General features: G+C 39.2%; 16 protein-coding genes. 1 reads left to right on the top strand and 15 read right to left on the bottom strand.

What is annotated here, in order from left to right; genetic code table 11:
* Positions 1–43: 43 nt before the first annotated feature.
* Positions 44–919 carry a mechanosensitive ion channel family protein gene (locus RM529_RS01520; RefSeq protein WP_311482982.1) on the top strand — a complete coding sequence of 292 codons (876 nt, stop codon included), beginning with the start codon at positions 44–46 and terminating at the stop codon, positions 917–919.
* A gap of 13 nt (positions 920–932) precedes the next feature.
* Here RM529_RS01520 and tsaB read toward each other — a convergent pair whose 3' ends face one another.
* The 15 genes from tsaB to cyoE all read right to left on the bottom strand — a co-directional run bounded on the left by tsaB (position 933) and on the right by cyoE (position 14,155).
* Positions 933–1,592, bottom strand: a complete 660-nt coding sequence (gene tsaB, locus RM529_RS01515) for a tRNA (adenosine(37)-N6)-threonylcarbamoyltransferase complex dimerization subunit type 1 TsaB (protein ID WP_311482981.1) — start codon at positions 1,590–1,592, stop codon at positions 933–935.
* A gap of 12 nt (positions 1,593–1,604) precedes the next feature.
* Positions 1,605–2,870, bottom strand: a complete 1,266-nt coding sequence (locus RM529_RS01510; protein WP_311482980.1) for an efflux RND transporter periplasmic adaptor subunit — start codon at positions 2,868–2,870, stop codon at positions 1,605–1,607.
* A 2-nt stretch (positions 2,871–2,872) separates the two neighbouring features.
* Positions 2,873–4,309, bottom strand: coding sequence for a TolC family protein (locus RM529_RS01505; protein WP_311482979.1), 1,437 nt, complete (start codon positions 4,307–4,309; stop codon positions 2,873–2,875).
* Between the two features lie 59 nt (positions 4,310–4,368).
* Positions 4,369–5,487 (bottom strand): efflux RND transporter periplasmic adaptor subunit, encoded by a 1,119-nt coding sequence (locus tag RM529_RS01500; protein ID WP_311482978.1) that lies wholly within the window; start codon positions 5,485–5,487, stop codon positions 4,369–4,371.
* Positions 5,488–5,512: 25 nt separating this feature from the next.
* On the bottom strand, positions 5,513–6,778 hold the full coding sequence (locus tag RM529_RS01495; protein WP_311482977.1) for an ABC transporter permease: 1,266 nt from the start codon (positions 6,776–6,778) through the stop codon (positions 5,513–5,515).
* Position 6,779: 1 nt separating this feature from the next.
* Complete coding sequence (locus tag RM529_RS01490) at positions 6,780–8,027, bottom strand: ABC transporter permease (protein ID WP_311482976.1); 1,248 nt, start codon at positions 8,025–8,027, stop codon at positions 6,780–6,782.
* Positions 8,020–8,721, bottom strand: a complete 702-nt coding sequence (locus tag RM529_RS01485) for an ABC transporter ATP-binding protein (RefSeq protein ID WP_311482975.1) — start codon at positions 8,719–8,721, stop codon at positions 8,020–8,022. Before RM529_RS01485 ends, RM529_RS01490 begins: the two co-directional genes overlap by 8 nt.
* A 235-nt stretch (positions 8,722–8,956) precedes the next feature.
* A complete protein-coding gene (locus RM529_RS01480; RefSeq protein ID WP_311482974.1) occupies positions 8,957–9,181 on the bottom strand; it encodes a hypothetical protein in 225 nt (74 codons plus the stop codon).
* A gap of 69 nt (positions 9,182–9,250) precedes the next feature.
* Entirely contained in the window at positions 9,251–9,790 is a 540-nt protein-coding gene (locus RM529_RS01475) for a DUF420 domain-containing protein (RefSeq protein WP_311482973.1), read from the bottom strand.
* On the bottom strand, positions 9,787–10,518 hold the full coding sequence (locus RM529_RS01470) for an SCO family protein (protein ID WP_311482972.1): 732 nt from the start codon (positions 10,516–10,518) through the stop codon (positions 9,787–9,789). Before RM529_RS01470 ends, RM529_RS01475 begins: the two co-directional genes overlap by 4 nt.
* A 30-nt stretch (positions 10,519–10,548) precedes the next feature.
* Positions 10,549–11,199, bottom strand: a complete 651-nt coding sequence (locus RM529_RS01465; RefSeq protein WP_311482971.1) for a hypothetical protein — start codon at positions 11,197–11,199, stop codon at positions 10,549–10,551.
* Positions 11,200–11,271: 72 nt separating this feature from the next.
* Positions 11,272–11,634 (bottom strand): cytochrome C oxidase subunit IV family protein, encoded by a 363-nt coding sequence (locus tag RM529_RS01460; RefSeq protein ID WP_311482970.1) that lies wholly within the window; start codon positions 11,632–11,634, stop codon positions 11,272–11,274.
* A gap of 20 nt (positions 11,635–11,654) precedes the next feature.
* Positions 11,655–12,635, bottom strand: coding sequence for a cytochrome c oxidase subunit 3 (locus RM529_RS01455; protein WP_311482969.1), 981 nt, complete (start codon positions 12,633–12,635; stop codon positions 11,655–11,657).
* A gap of 45 nt (positions 12,636–12,680) precedes the next feature.
* The gene (locus RM529_RS01450; RefSeq protein WP_311482968.1) at positions 12,681–13,262 is read right to left on the bottom strand and encodes a cytochrome c oxidase subunit 3; all 582 of its coding nucleotides are present in this window, start codon (positions 13,260–13,262) and stop codon (positions 12,681–12,683) included.
* Complete coding sequence (cyoE, locus tag RM529_RS01445) at positions 13,253–14,155, bottom strand: heme o synthase (RefSeq protein ID WP_311482967.1); 903 nt, start codon at positions 14,153–14,155, stop codon at positions 13,253–13,255. The genes RM529_RS01450 and cyoE overlap by 10 nt, the downstream gene beginning before the upstream one ends.
* Between the last annotated feature and the right edge of the window lie 76 nt (positions 14,156–14,231).

The following is a 14,231-nucleotide window of genomic DNA, read 5'->3' as shown; positions in this document are numbered from 1 at the left end:
TTTTTCTTTGGCTAAAATTTGAATTTGCACAAAATTTTAAAAAATGGATCAAATTCAAAATTGGGAAATGTATGCTAAAGAGTACACCCAAAAATTAATCGACTTTTTACCAGATCTTCTGGCGGCAATTTTAATGCTTGTCGTTGGTTTATGGATTATAAGAATTGTAGTTAAATATATTCGGAAAATAGCGGATATGAAAGGCTACGATCCTGCTCTTGAAAATTTTATTGTTAGCCTCATTAACTGGGGATTAAAGATCCTACTGTTTGTAGTGGTTATTTCCCAGCTGGGCATAGAAACTACTTCCCTTGTTGCGGCTATAGGTGCCGCTGGTCTGGCCATTGGACTTGCATTACAGGGATCCCTCTCCAACTTTGCCGGTGGGGTACTGATTATAATGCTAAAACCATTTAAACTTGGTGACTGGATTGAAGCTCAGGGTGTTTCCGGGAGTGTGGTAGAAATTTCCCTCTTCTACACTAAACTTAACACCTTTGGAAATCAACGGGTGGTAATACCTAATGGCGAGCTTAGTAACGATAACATAACCAATTATAGTCATAATGAAACCAGAAGGGAAAATTTAACCTTCGGAATCTCTTATGATAATGATATCAAAAAAGCCAAAGAAGTACTTGAGAACCTGGTAAAGGAGCAAAAAGATATTGTAGAAGATCCGGCACCGCAAATCCTGGTTGGAGAACTTGGTGACAATTCGGTTAATATATTAGTAAGATATTTTGCTCCTAACAGTGTTTTTTGGGATATCCACTGGTATATGATAGAAGAAGGTAAAATACGATTGGAAGCAGCCGGAATGACCATACCTTATCCTCAGCGTGATGTTTACATTTACGATCAAACCAAGATGAATGGAACGGTTGAAAAAGATCTAAAACCAACAAAAGAAACATAGCGGTTAGCGGATTTTATCCAGCTATAAAATCTTTTAGATAATACGGTTCAAAATAAGCGACATCTTCCATGTCGCTTATTTTATATTTTTCGTTTGCTAAAGAAGCCATTTCTCTTGCTGAAGGCAATTTACCTTCTATAAAAACCGCATTGGGATCGTGGCATATCTTCTGAAACTTATCCACTCCATTACCAATAAAATAAACCTTGTCCCTCTCCAGGTATTCCCGGTAAAAATTTTGATCTAAGACTTCTGCCTTTGTTTCCCTTACCTGCTCAAAATCTTTACTGAAGACTGCTGAATAAACTTCCATTCTCCTGGCATCCAGCAAAGGAATTATATATCCTCCTTCTATAGTAATCTGGTGGGCAAGAGAGGTAAGGGTGGGAACAGAAATTAGAGGGATGCCCAGGGAAAAACATAAGCCCTTGGCCGCGGAAACGCCAATTCTTAAACCAGTGTACGATCCAGGCCCTTTGCTAACAGCTATAGCATCCAGATCTGTAGTTTTCAGGTCGTTGTCCTTAAGAATTTCCTCAATAAAAACATGCAGTTTTTCTGCATGAGAATAGTTATTATTATAATCTTCCTTTAATGCCAGAACCGCTCCATCCTTAGCTATAGCTACAGAGCAATTGGTTGTGGCGGTTTCTAAACAGAATATAGTAGCCAAAGTTAATCTTTTTTATTCCTGAGCAGGATTCCCCGCTACTTCAACTTTATCTCCGGCGTTAAGACTTTTTGTAACAGTATTGTAGGGCCCGGTAATTACGACATCCCCTTCATTAAGCCCTTCGGTAATTTCTATTTGTGAATCGTCCTGAATCCCGGTTTGAACTACCTGTAGCTTCGCCTCATCTCCATCTTTTAAGAATACAGCCTCGAAACGTTCCTGGGACGAATCTGCATTCCCAGATCCCGATCCATTTGCTGTAGTGTCACTTTTAATAACTATAGCACTAATTGGAACCCCCAGCACATCATTTCGGTTATTTGTTATAATATCTACAGTGGCAGTCATTCCCGGACGAAAAGGAGAGAAATTTTCAGGTTTTCCCTCAGTAAGATCCTGATAGGAATTCTCAAGGATACGCACTTTTACCTTAAAGTTTGTCACCTGATCTGAAGTTAAGTCTGAATCGGCAGAGTTGGAAATCTCAGTAACGAGACCTTTAAATTCCTTTCCCAGGTAAGCATCGACTTCTACAATAGTAGAATCGCCAACAGAAACTTTTACGATATCATTTTCGTTTACGTCAACTTCCACTTCCATATTGGAAAGATCGGCCACCCTCATAATTTCCGTTCCGGCCATTTGTTGCGTTCCTACTACTCTTTCCCCTAATTCGGCATCAAGTTTAGAAATTGTACCGGTCATAGGGGCATAAATATTTGTCCTGCTAAGATTATCCCTCGCCTCGGTAACAGAGGCGGCTGAACTTTGCATGTTATAAAAAGCAGATTCCTTACTCGCCTCTGCCATTTCGTAATTAGAGACAATTTGATCCCATTCTGCTTTAGAGATCACCCCTTTTTCGAAAAGTTGCTTGTTCCGCTCATAATTTGCGGTCGCCTGCTTTAAACTTGCCTGCGACTGTGCATAGTTTGCTCGCATGTTCTGAAGCCCTGCCTCTGCACGCTGAACGCTGGACTGGTAAATATCAGGGTTTACGCGTACAAGTAAATCACCCTTTTCCACCATTTGTCCCTCAACCACCGGAAGATCAATAATTTCTCCTGAAACCTCCGAAGATAATTTTACCTCTACCTCCGGCTGAATTTTTCCTGTTGCAGAAACTGTTTCCGTTATACTGATAGGCTGCGCCTCGGTTATTTCAACTTGCTTAAAATTGCCAGTTTTGCCATACCACCCTGCCTTCTTTCCAACGATAAGCAGAACGATAAGAGCTAATATAACCCCTATAACTATATAGATAGTTTTCTTTTTCATGTTTAAAATTTTAATTCAGTAACAGGCATCCCAAAATACAATTCTATAACTTTTATATTAAATATATAATCATATTTTGCTCTTAAAACCTCTCTCTGAGCGTTCTCGTACCTTACTTTTGCCTGGCTAAAGTCAAAAGCATTGGTTAGACCTACTTCAAAACGCTGGTTAGCATATTCATAGGCCAATTCCTGCGCATTTGCAGCAACGATGGCTGCCTCGTAAGCTTCATAAGCTCCTTCTGCATCCACATAAGCCTGGTACACGTTTGCCTCCAGGTCCAGCTCTGCCTGCTCCAATTGATACTCTGTCCTCTTTACGTTAATTTCACTTCTTTTTACCTGGTTTCGTGTAGACCAACCATTGAAAATTGGAATATTTAACTGTACACCATAACTAATACCATCATTCCTTTCCAACTGCTCGAAAAAAGGTAAAGGGTTACCAAGAGTACTAATGGTATTAGGGGTAACCACTATGTCTCCGGTATTTTCTACCACCCCAATCTGCCGTGTTGGTTCATCGGGGTCAGGTTGGACATCAACAATTCTACCGGCACCAGATTCCCGCGTATTATAATTAAAGAAAGCTCCCAAACTCGGTAAATACGCAGCACGAGCCATTTCCACATCTAGTTCTGCCAACTCCTGGTTTGTTTCGGCTATTTTAATTTCAGAACGTTCTTCTTTAGCTCTTTCAATAATACTGCCAACTGAATTATCAAGAACTTCTGTCCCCAAAATGTCGTAATCCCTCTCTACAATATCAAAATTCTCGTAATCCTTGATCAAAAGGATTTGTGCAAGGTTAATTAATGAAATTCTCACATTGTTTTCAGCAAGGATAATCCGTTGCCGCTCATCTGCATTGGAGGCCCTAATTTCCAGCAAATCACCTTCAGGCACACTTCCTGCATCCACGAGTTCCTGCGTTCTCTCCAGCTGTTCCTGAGTGACAGTATTTTGGGACCTTAAAACTTCAAGATTCTGTTTATTAAACAAAACCTGAAGGTAAGAATCTACAACAAAAAGTGTAATGTCATTTTCCATCTGCTCCAGGGAATATTCTGCCGCAAGACGGGATATCCTCGCCCGCTGCAACTGTTTAAAGTTGCGAAGCCCGTCGAATAATGTAAGACTGGCAGTAACTCCTGCAGAAAAGTTCCTCGTGGTTTGCGTTTGAAGAACACCCGTAGTGACGTTTGTGGTCAAACCTGTATTCCAGGAATTACTTGCTGAAGCATTTACACTGGGAATAAAATTACCAAGAGCGTCGAGCCTCTCAATTTCGGCTGCTTCAAGATCCAGTTGTGACTGCTTTATAGAAATATTGTTTTCTAAAGCACGATTTACACACTCTTGTAGTGTCCATTCATTTTCCTGTGCGTTAGCCATAAGACCTGTAAAAAGCAAAATGGCTAAAAAGCTGAATTTATTCATAATAATGGTTGTGAAAGATATGTATGTAATAATTGAAAGATGTTACACTTTAATTAAAGCTAATTAGAAGTGAATGCCTGGGCCGGCTTTAGCTGGTTCCAGACTTTTATTTTTGAATCTTTGGTAATTCCATCCTTTACTTCCACATATATCCCGTCACTTACCCCAAGTTCTAAATCTTTGCGCTCAAACTGCTGATCTCCTGTTTCAACCTCAACATAAGGCTGCTGTGTTTCCGGATCAAATTGTACAAGCGCCTCTTTTATAGCCAAAACACTATCTACCTTTGCAAGTATAATAGAGGCATTGGCACTTAAGCCTGCACGTATAAAAGTAGTGTCTGCTTTTTCCAGCGTACCTTTAATATCAAACTGAATGGCACCATTCTCTTCAACCCCTTTAGGAGCAATGTAATCAAGGACTGCATTAAAAGTTTTATCTTCTATAGCGCCCACACTTATTTCAAGAGGAAGATCTTCTTTAATTTTACCCACTTCACTTTCATCAACTTTCCCTTCAAAAATCATTTTATTCACATCGGCCAAAGTAGCAATCGTTGTCCCATCGTTAAAGTTATTACTTTCTATAACCTGGTTCCCTGTTTTTACAGGCACATCCAACACCATCCCGTCTATTGTTGAACGAATTAAGGTATTTGCCGCAGTTCCAATCCCACTGGTGGTACCGGTACGGATAATTTCAAAGTTCTGTTGTGCAGATTTGTATGACTGCTGTGCTCTTTTATAAGCTACTTCTGCCGACTGAAAATCGTTAGCTGAAATCACTCCTTTATCGTACAAAGCTTTTTGACGGTTGTAATTTTGCTGTTCGTTGTCGAAATTAATTTTTGCAGTAGCAACGCCATCTTTAGCACTTTGCAAAGAAGAAACATTAGGGATGACCCTGATTCGTGCTATTAAATCGCCGGATTTTATTTGTTCTCCTGCTTCAATGTAAATTTCATCTATAATTCCAGAAATATTTGGTTTAATAAGCACTTCCTCTTTGGGTACAATACTTCCCGTAGCAACCGTTTTCTTAATAATGTTTTGTTCTGAAGGCTGCTCGGTTTCGTATGTAACAGGGTCTTCCTGGTTTTTCTGATACAAGTAGTAAAGAGCTCCAAAGAAGGTTACTGCTATTAGTGCTAGAATGATGATGGTGAAAACTTTTTTCATTTGTTGATCGTATTATTTATCTTTTTTATTCTGTTCTTAATGCATCTACCGGTTGAATTTTTATTGCATTCTGAGCCGGAATTAAACCGGCAAGTAGTCCCGAAAGCATTAAAATTGCAAGGGCTGTGAATACTACTCCCAGGTCTACACTGGGATTGGCAAACATCATTTCTGAAGTGTCCATTCCTGCCATCTGCATATTAATTAAAGCAATTATCCCCGTTGCCATTGCAATTCCTGCCATTCCTGAAACAACAGTGAGGAAAATGGATTCCATAAGGATCTGCCCCCTAATTGACCAGGGAGTAGCGCCAAGGGCACGTCTAATCCCAATTTCATTAGTTCTTTCCTTTACCACAATTAACATTATATTGCTTATCCCAATAACCCCGGAAAGTAAAACAAGGATCCCCACAAAATAGGCAACTCCCTTAAGAGCTATAAAAAGCCCGTTAATTTTACTGAATTCTTCATATAAATCGAAGTTTCCAATAGCACGGTCATCTTCCGGATGTATGGAGTGCCTTTCCTTCATAATTTCGAATACTCGCGACTTCAGGTTTGTTATAGACGAACCATCATCTGCAGTTATAGCCATCCAGCCAACAGTCTCTCCCATATTAAAAGCTTGAGAAAAAGCTGTAAAGGGAACAAAAATCTGCTTTTGTGCTTCTTCAGCATTGCCTCCTCCGTTTCCTTTTTTCTTGTAAGTTCCAACCACCATAAAGTTTACTCCACTAATCTTTATGTATGTACCAATAACTTCTTCCCCTATTTCATACAATTCTCTTCTTACCCCGTCGCCAATAACAGCCACTTTTCTATTACCCTGAATATCGTTGTAATTTATAAACCGTCCTGAAGTGATATCCATAGGCTCCTGCTGAATGATCTCGGGATAATCCCCATAAACATCAAATGCCCCTGTATTCAAACCCCGCACCACATTGTTGGCACCACCAAATCCACCAAGTTGATTTCGCGGCGACACAAATCTGAGTTCCGGAATATTCTGCTTTAGTGAGGAGACATCCCCAATTTTAAAATTGTACCTTCTACCTTTAGGCATGCCTTTATAAGATTTGGAAGCAGTTTGAGTCCACATAAACATGCTGTTGGTAGCAATGCCACCAAAGCCCTGCTTCACCCCATTTTCCAGGCCTTTACCGGCAGCCAAAAGGATTACAAGGATAAATATTCCCCACAAAACTCCAAAAGCCGTGAGTAAAGTTCTAAACCAGTTAGAACTTAAGGCTTCAATTATTTCACTCCATTTATCCCTGCTGAACATGTTATTCGTCTCTTAAGGCAACAATTGGTTTTATTTTAGCAGCACGCCTCGCCGGGAAAAAACCCGCCAGTGCGCCGGCAACTATCAGAATAAAAACGGTAGAAATAGCTACGTTAAAATTTACTGAAGGATTTGAAATATATTGTGTTTCAATAAGCGGACCTACAAATTCCAGGAGCGCCAGGCTAAAAATTAATCCGGCAAAACCTGCAATAGTAGTCACAAATATAGATTCGTGCAAAACCATCCCAATAATGGAAATAGGTTCGGCTCCCAGAGCTTTTCGCACCCCAATCTCTTTTGTTCTTTCCTTTACTATGATGAGCATTATATTACTCACACCTACTATCCCTGCCACTATTGTACAAATTCCAACTCCCCAAAAGAAAAGCCGTATCATTTCAATAAGATCATAAAAACGTTTAGCATTCTCGAGGGAATTATTTATACTCACAGCGCTATTATCATCTGGGGCAATGGTATGTTTTTCTTTAAGATAGTTCTCGAGTTCTGCTGAAAAACGTTCTGATGCGGCAAGGGCTCCCTCAAAAGTCTCCTCTTGTTCCAGGGTAAAAGATAAATTTCTTATTTCATCATATCCTCCAAAAACACGTTGTGCTGTGCTAAGCGGTAAAAAAACCCTCGATTCTTCACGCTCCCCAGCGGGATCTGAAAAAACACCTATTACCTTAAAATTAATTCCTGAAATCTGAACATACTCTCCTATGGGATCTTTGTCCCCCTTAAAAAGATCATCCTTTACCTTCTTACCTAGTACAGCGTACTTCTCGAAACTTTCCAGGTCCTGTTCATTTATATATCTTCCTTGTAAAATAGATTCATTTTCCAGAAACTGGTAATCCGGCATAACGCCTTCAACTCTGTAGGAGCCAGATTCGTTGCCAAAATTCACTGTCCCGTTCCAAATTCTATAAATGGAGGATTTATACTCGAGCTCATCCTTATGCGCTTCAACTGTATAATCAAAATCCTCATTTCTCATGGTAATTCTTCGGCCTGGGTTAAGTCCCTTGTATTCTTTTGTAGTTACTCCCGTCCAGATGTATAGAATATTTTCGGCATCACCTTTAAATTCACTGGCGATACCATTCTGCATACCTTGCCCTATTCCCAGTAACACTACGAGAATAAAAATTCCGGAAGCTACAGATATACCGGTAAGAAACGTCCTCAGCTTATTTTTACTGATCGTTTCAAAAATTTCCTGCCATCGTTCTATATCAAACATTGCTAAGCGCTCTAACCTGATCTACTTTTATATCATCTATAATTAAACCATCCTTCAAATTCACAATACGCTTGGTCATTTGGGCAATATCATGTTCGTGTGTGACCACCAGTATTGTTCTTCCTTCGTCGTTTATTCCCTGGATAAGATCCATAACCTCATAGGAGGTTTTTGTATCCAATGCCCCCGTAGGCTCATCTGCAAGTAATACTTTTGGATTGGACGCCAGCGCCCTGGCAATAGCCACACGCTGCTTTTGCCCACCCGAAAGTTCGTTTGGCAGGTGCCCAGACCAATTGGCAAGACCCACTTTTTCAAGATAAGCCATAGCTGTATCTATACGCTCACCACGTTTTACTCCCTGATAATAGAGCGGAAGCGCGACATTGTCTAAAGCGCTTTTATACGAAATAAGGTTGAAAGACTGGAAGATAAAGCCCAGAAACTTATTCCGGTACCTTGCAGCGATTTTTTCGTTAAGATTTTTAATTGGCAAGCCATCCAATGTGTAAGAGCCACTATCTGCCTCGTCCAACATTCCCAGTATATTGAGCAGCGTTGATTTTCCTGAACCTGAAGACCCCATGATAGAAACAAGCTCCCCTTCCTGAACACTAAAATTAATTCCTTTTAGTACATGGAGGGAATTGCTCCCCATTTTATAGGACTTGTTCAAGTCTTTAATTTCAATCATAATAACAGCGAAATGAAAATTAAAAGCAGTACAATACCAGCTTCATGTTATAAGACTGCATACGTCCCGGAAAGTTACACTGAAGGAGCCAAAAATCTTAAAAAAAACAGTTTCATTAAAAAAACTGAAGTTTTGAAACAAATAAACAGGGCTTTAAAGAAATGAAGATACCATAGGTAAAAAGGACGAAATTCCTTGCGGTAGTTGAGAATTAAAAACAGAAAATAAAATCAGGTCAGGAAGATTGGTCTTTTTTCCTGGAGCGGTAGATATAGTATCCTATTCCGCCTATCAGGATATACGGAAAAACCATAAGATAAAGGATTCCGTCGTTAATGCCCTTTGCTGCACTTTGATCGGCTTCACTTTCCAGTACCGCCCTGCACATAGAACACTGCGCTTCAGCAAAAAGGGGCAAAAGCAGTAAAACAATAATTATTAAAACCTTTTTATTCATCATGACCTCTCTAACACCTTATATAAAATTACAACTCTGCCTATAGAAAAGCAATTATTACAGAATAGTTTTCTAGTAATAAGGCAACATAAAAATATAAACCAACACTCCGGTAACTGCTACATAAAACCAGATAGGAAATGTCCATCTGGCAATCTTCGCGTGCTTTTCATATTCTCCCGTAAGCCCCCTGTACATCGTGAACAAAACCAGCGGGACGATAATTGCAGATAAAACGATATGACTTATAAGAATAAAAAAGTATATATTTCTAAGCACACCATCTCCTTCATACGGAACAGGATCATTACTTATTTTGGATATCACATAGCTTATAAGAAATATAGCTGAAAGGAAAAAAGCAATGATCATCACGTTGCGGTGAAGCTTGTACTCCTTTATACTATTAAAAAAATAGCCCAACATTAATAAAATCGCTGTAGAACCGTTTAAGAGAGCGTGAAATAACGGAAAACTACCTGCTTGTATCGCTAAAAAGTTATAACGCTCTGGTAGTAGCATAAGCACCAGAACAAGTAATGGCACCACAATAGATAATGCAATAATTACGGGCACAGCAACTTTATCCCGTCTTGAAAGGGTCCTTCTCACAACAATTTTTTTATATCTTCAATAAGAATATCAATCTGGGGCTCTTCTTCTCCTTCAGTAATTGATTTATTCCTTTCCACCGAACCTCTGTAATAAATAAGCGGATTGCCAAATTTGTCAATTCTCGACCTTATATAACCTTCCTGATCTACAAGTGCAAATAATCCAGAATGCGCAAAACCACCCGGCACAGCTTCATCAATCCCTGCGTAGATATTAAACCCGCCGTTGGCGAGGCTATAGATTTGTTCCTTATCTCCTGTAAGAAAATGCCAGTCTGGATCGGTTATACCATAATTCTCTGCATATTCATTAAGTACCTGCGGAGAATCATGTTCGGGATCTATACTTATGGAAGCTATTCCAAAATCACTCTCTTTAAATTCCTCTTGAACTTCAATTAAATTTTTATTCATTACCGGACAAATTGTAGGGCAGGTTGTGAAAAAGAATTCTGCCACATACACTTTACCCTTATAATCTTCATTAGAAATAGTATCTCCATCCTGATTAACAAGTTCAAATTGGGGAGCCTTTCTCTTTTTTCCGTTTATAAGGATATAGGAAAGTTCTTCTTCAACTGGGTTTTCTGCACCTTCAGCTCTTCTGCTTAGCCTGTCTGAAGAAACTGTTTCTTTATCGCTAACACGGTCAATTATTTTTGGAACAAAAATGATCCCGAAAATCAGGATAACCAGTGAAATTCCTATGTAAGAATAATTTTTCATTTTATAATGTCTTTTTCTGAAGATGAAGTATTATTCTTCTTCAGTTTGCCCCTCATTATATTTTCTGAGTTCCAGCCTGTATTCTGCCAATATCACCTTTACATCATCATTCATCTTATTATTTAGCTCGGCAACAGACCTGGAATCATATCCATACAATGTTCCATAATCCTCATCATCCTTTCGTCCACGAAGAGCAGCATCTTTATCAATTATAAACACGTAAGGAGAAAAGTTATTTTCATCCAGACGATAAGACGATCCAAGACTATTAAATACCTCCTGAATTTCATTTGGTGAAGCAAAAAGGAATTTCCATTCTTCTGAATGGCTTATCGCTGAGAATTCCTTCGCAAATTCAGCAGCTTTCTCCCTGCTTTCTTCAGGAAGAAGAATTACAAATTGAAAATCCTCAAATTCATAGTATTTATCTAATATTTCCTGATCGAGGTTAAACGTATTCCCCTTAATCTCCTGAAGGTCACTTCCAAAGAAAGCGAGAATAGTTATGTTATCTTCCAGAGCAACTTTCTCACCCGTTAAACTTTCCAGACCAGAAATGTGCTGTACCTTGGGAGTTACAACCGGTAGCCTGGCAAAATTGTTTTTACCTGAAGAAAAGAAAAGGTAGGCAACAATTGGCAAAGCAAAAAGCACACCCACTATAAAAATCTTTTTCATATCCATTACAAAGGAGTGCAAAAATAAAAAAGACGGTTTATAAAACCGTCTTTTCCTATATATTTAACTTTTCTAGAAGTCCCAGGATACAAAACCTTCATTATAGACCTCATAAATGTAGAAGCCTTCATTAAGAAGAATAAATACCAAATAAAGTATAAGGAAAATCGCTGTCCAAACTATTACCCGGCGCAGCCATTTGTTTTCTGCTTCAAGGTGCATGAATGCCCACGCAATGAGATAGGCTTTATATAGTGTAAGAATGATAAATATCCAGTTGAGCAGTGACATATTTACCAGATAGGTATCTGTTAAAAATTCAGGTTTAATAATACCTAAGACAACTTCTACAATTGTCACTATAGATAAGATTATAAAAACAGACCAAATTCTTTTGGTGTTAGACTCGTGATGGTGTGCAGTATCGTGTGCCATGATGTTTTATTTCTTCAGAATTATACCAGGTAAAAGAACGTAAATACAAATACCCAAACTAAATCTACGAAGTGCCAGTAAAGACCAACTTTTTCTACCATTTCATAACTACCGCGACGTTCATAGGTTCCCACGATAACATTAAAGAAAATGATAATATTTATTATAACACCTGAAAGCACATGAAAGCCGTGAAAACCGGTAATAAAGAAAAAGAAATCGGCAAAAAGCGGTGGTCCATATTCGTTGCGGGTAAGATTAGCACCTTCAACCACGCCTACGCCTTGAGTTTCAAGTTTTTCCAAAGATTCTTGTCTGGAAAGAATAGTCTTCTCTCCATCTTCATTTAAAACTCCTGTCCTTACATAAAGATCGTCATTTGCAGCAAAGCCTGTCATTACCTCATCTATAGAATAAGAAGGGAGTGCCACGCCAGATTCAAACCAAATTCCTTCATTTTCTTCATGCATTATCCTATCTGAAGATCTTTTTTCTGCAAAATCGCTTAAAGCTACACGATGGCCTTCACTATCCACAAACTGGAGAATATTACCCCCTCTGGTAGTCACCGCACCGTATTCTCCCGAAATAAAGTTTGACCATTCCCAAGCCTGAGAGCCCAGGAAGATAACTCCTCCTATAATAGTCAGGAACATGTAAAAAGTAACTTTAGCCTTCTTTAACTGGTGCCCTGCATCTACAGCCAGAACCATAGTAACAGAGGAAAAGATAAGGATAAAAGTCATTAGAGCCACATAATACATAGGAGCATCTACGCCATGAAGAAATGGAAAGTGGTTAAACACCTCATCTGCAATAGGCCAAATATCGGCATATTTAAAGCGGGAAAAACCGTAAGCCGCCAAAAAACCCGAAAAGGTAAGGGCATCAGAAGTGATGAAAAACCACATCATCATTTTTCCGTAACTGGCGCCTAGCGGCTGGTTGCCACCACCCCAAGTTTTACCTTCGGTGCCTGTTCTTACAACAGAAGCTTCCATAAAAGAAATTTAAGTTTAAGTGATGCGCAAAAATACGCAATTTTATTATTTAAAGAAATATAAAAACAAAAACAGGTAAATCCATAGGAAATCAACAAAATGCCAGAAAGTTACACCCAACTCAATGCCAAGCATTTGCCCTCTATGGTAGCGTTGTTTAAAATGGTTATAAATTACTACTAAAAGGACAATAAGTCCCGCAGCGAGGTGTACAAGATGCGCCAATACAACGATATAAATAAAAGAAGTTGTCACAGTACTTTCACTTCCTGTAAAGTAGTAACCCTGCTCAAATATTTCAGCAAATCCACGAAATTGCAGTACCACAAAAAGAATCGCCAGCACCAGCGTCCCAATTAATAAGGCCGCTCCATTTCTCCGGTTTCCGGCGGCAATATTTCTTTTAGCGAGCGCAAAGGTTATACTACTAAAGATGATGGTAACCGTGCTCCAAAAGAAAGAACCCGGCAATTCAAATTCTGCCAGCCAATCTGGGCGCGTTTTACTTACAACATAAGCACTGGTAAGCCCGGCAAAGGTCATGACCATACTTATAATCCCAAACCAGAGCATCATTTTCTTGGCTCTGTCGCGCTTATTTTTTTCCGATCCTCCTGTTAAATCCATTGTCTTATAAATTTATCCAAAACATAAATTATCTGAAGCAGAGTAATGTAAGAGACGCTGGCAAACATTAGTTTTTTAGCCGCTTCTGCAGTCTTTTCTTTGTATAGTTTTAAAGCATAATAAAGCATTCCCAATCCCAGGAAAAGAATAATTACCGCGGCTACCGGAGTAAGATATAATCTTCCCGTTACCCCAAAAGCAGGAATTAATGAAACTAAAATCGTCCAAATGGTGTAAAGCACCACCTGAACAGCCGTTCCTCTGTCTCTTTTGCCCGTTGGGAGCATAAAAAATCCACCTTTTTTATAATCATCATATAACCACCAGCCAATTGCCCAGAAATGCGGAAATTGCCAGAAGAACTGAATCATGAACAATGTGCCAGGTTCTATACTAAAAGCTCCCGTAGCAGCAACCCAGCCTAGCATAAAAGGAATAGCACCTGGAAAAGCTCCCACAAAAACCGAAAGTGGAGTTTTAGTTTTTAATGGCGTATAAACACTTACATAAAGGAAAATACTTATAGCACCAAACATTGCTGTTCTGGGATTAATTATATACAAAACAATTAAGCCTAAAAGTGTGAAAATACTGGCTATAGTAAAAGCCGTAGAAACCGACATTCGCCCCGCAGGCACCGGCCTGTTTTTGGTACGATCCATTAAAGCATCCAGATCGCGCTCAATAATCTGATTGTACGCATTAGATGCTCCAACCATTAAATACCCACCTATTGCAAGCAAAAGTACAGTAACAAAGTCTATGGTTTCTGCACCCAGAAAGTATCCGGCCACAGAGGAAAACACCACGCTGATCGCCAGTCGCATCTTGGTTATTTCCTTAAAATCGGATAAGACTGAAGTAGAGAAAGTATGTGTTTGCGTGTCGCTCAAAAAGGCCTCTTTAAATTGCCGCAAAGATACTCCTTAATTAGGTTTTAACAAGGGGCGAAAATTGTTAATTTTAAGA

Origin of the sequence: Autumnicola edwardsiae, from assembly GCF_031846505.1 — a bacterium.
Lineage (GTDB): Bacteria > Bacteroidota > Bacteroidia > Flavobacteriales > Flavobacteriaceae > Autumnicola > Autumnicola edwardsiae.
Note: the sequence above shows the minus strand (reverse complement) of the source record. Positions and strands in the feature narration are given on the sequence as shown.

Bases quoted from the DNA above. Each gene is read 5' to 3' on its own strand.
- RM529_RS01500 (WP_311482978.1), bottom strand. From the start codon at position 5,487: ATGAAAAAAGTTTTCACCATCATCATTCTAGCACTAATAGCAGTAACC.
- RM529_RS01520 (WP_311482982.1), top strand. From the start codon at position 44: ATGGATCAAATTCAAAATTGGGAAATGTATGCTAAAGAGTACACCCAA.
- RM529_RS01495 (WP_311482977.1), bottom strand. From the start codon at position 6,778: ATGTTCAGCAGGGATAAATGGAGTGAAATAATTGAAGCCTTAAGTTCT.
- RM529_RS01490 (WP_311482976.1), bottom strand. From the start codon at position 8,027: ATGTTTGATATAGAACGATGGCAGGAAATTTTTGAAACGATCAGTAAA.
- RM529_RS01455 (WP_311482969.1), bottom strand. From the start codon at position 12,635: ATGGAAGCTTCTGTTGTAAGAACAGGCACCGAAGGTAAAACTTGGGGT.
- RM529_RS01505 (WP_311482979.1), bottom strand. From the start codon at position 4,309: ATGAATAAATTCAGCTTTTTAGCCATTTTGCTTTTTACAGGTCTTATG.
- RM529_RS01460 (WP_311482970.1), bottom strand. From the start codon at position 11,634: ATGGCACACGATACTGCACACCATCACGAGTCTAACACCAAAAGAATT.
- RM529_RS01485 (WP_311482975.1), bottom strand. From the start codon at position 8,721: ATGATTGAAATTAAAGACTTGAACAAGTCCTATAAAATGGGGAGCAAT.
- RM529_RS01450 (WP_311482968.1), bottom strand. From the start codon at position 13,262: ATGGATTTAACAGGAGGATCGGAAAAAAATAAGCGCGACAGAGCCAAG.
- RM529_RS01480 (WP_311482974.1), bottom strand. From the start codon at position 9,181: ATGATGAATAAAAAGGTTTTAATAATTATTGTTTTACTGCTTTTGCCC.
- RM529_RS01465 (WP_311482971.1), bottom strand. From the start codon at position 11,199: ATGAAAAAGATTTTTATAGTGGGTGTGCTTTTTGCTTTGCCAATTGTT.
- RM529_RS01510 (WP_311482980.1), bottom strand. From the start codon at position 2,870: ATGAAAAAGAAAACTATCTATATAGTTATAGGGGTTATATTAGCTCTT.
- RM529_RS01470 (WP_311482972.1), bottom strand. From the start codon at position 10,518: ATGAAAAATTATTCTTACATAGGAATTTCACTGGTTATCCTGATTTTC.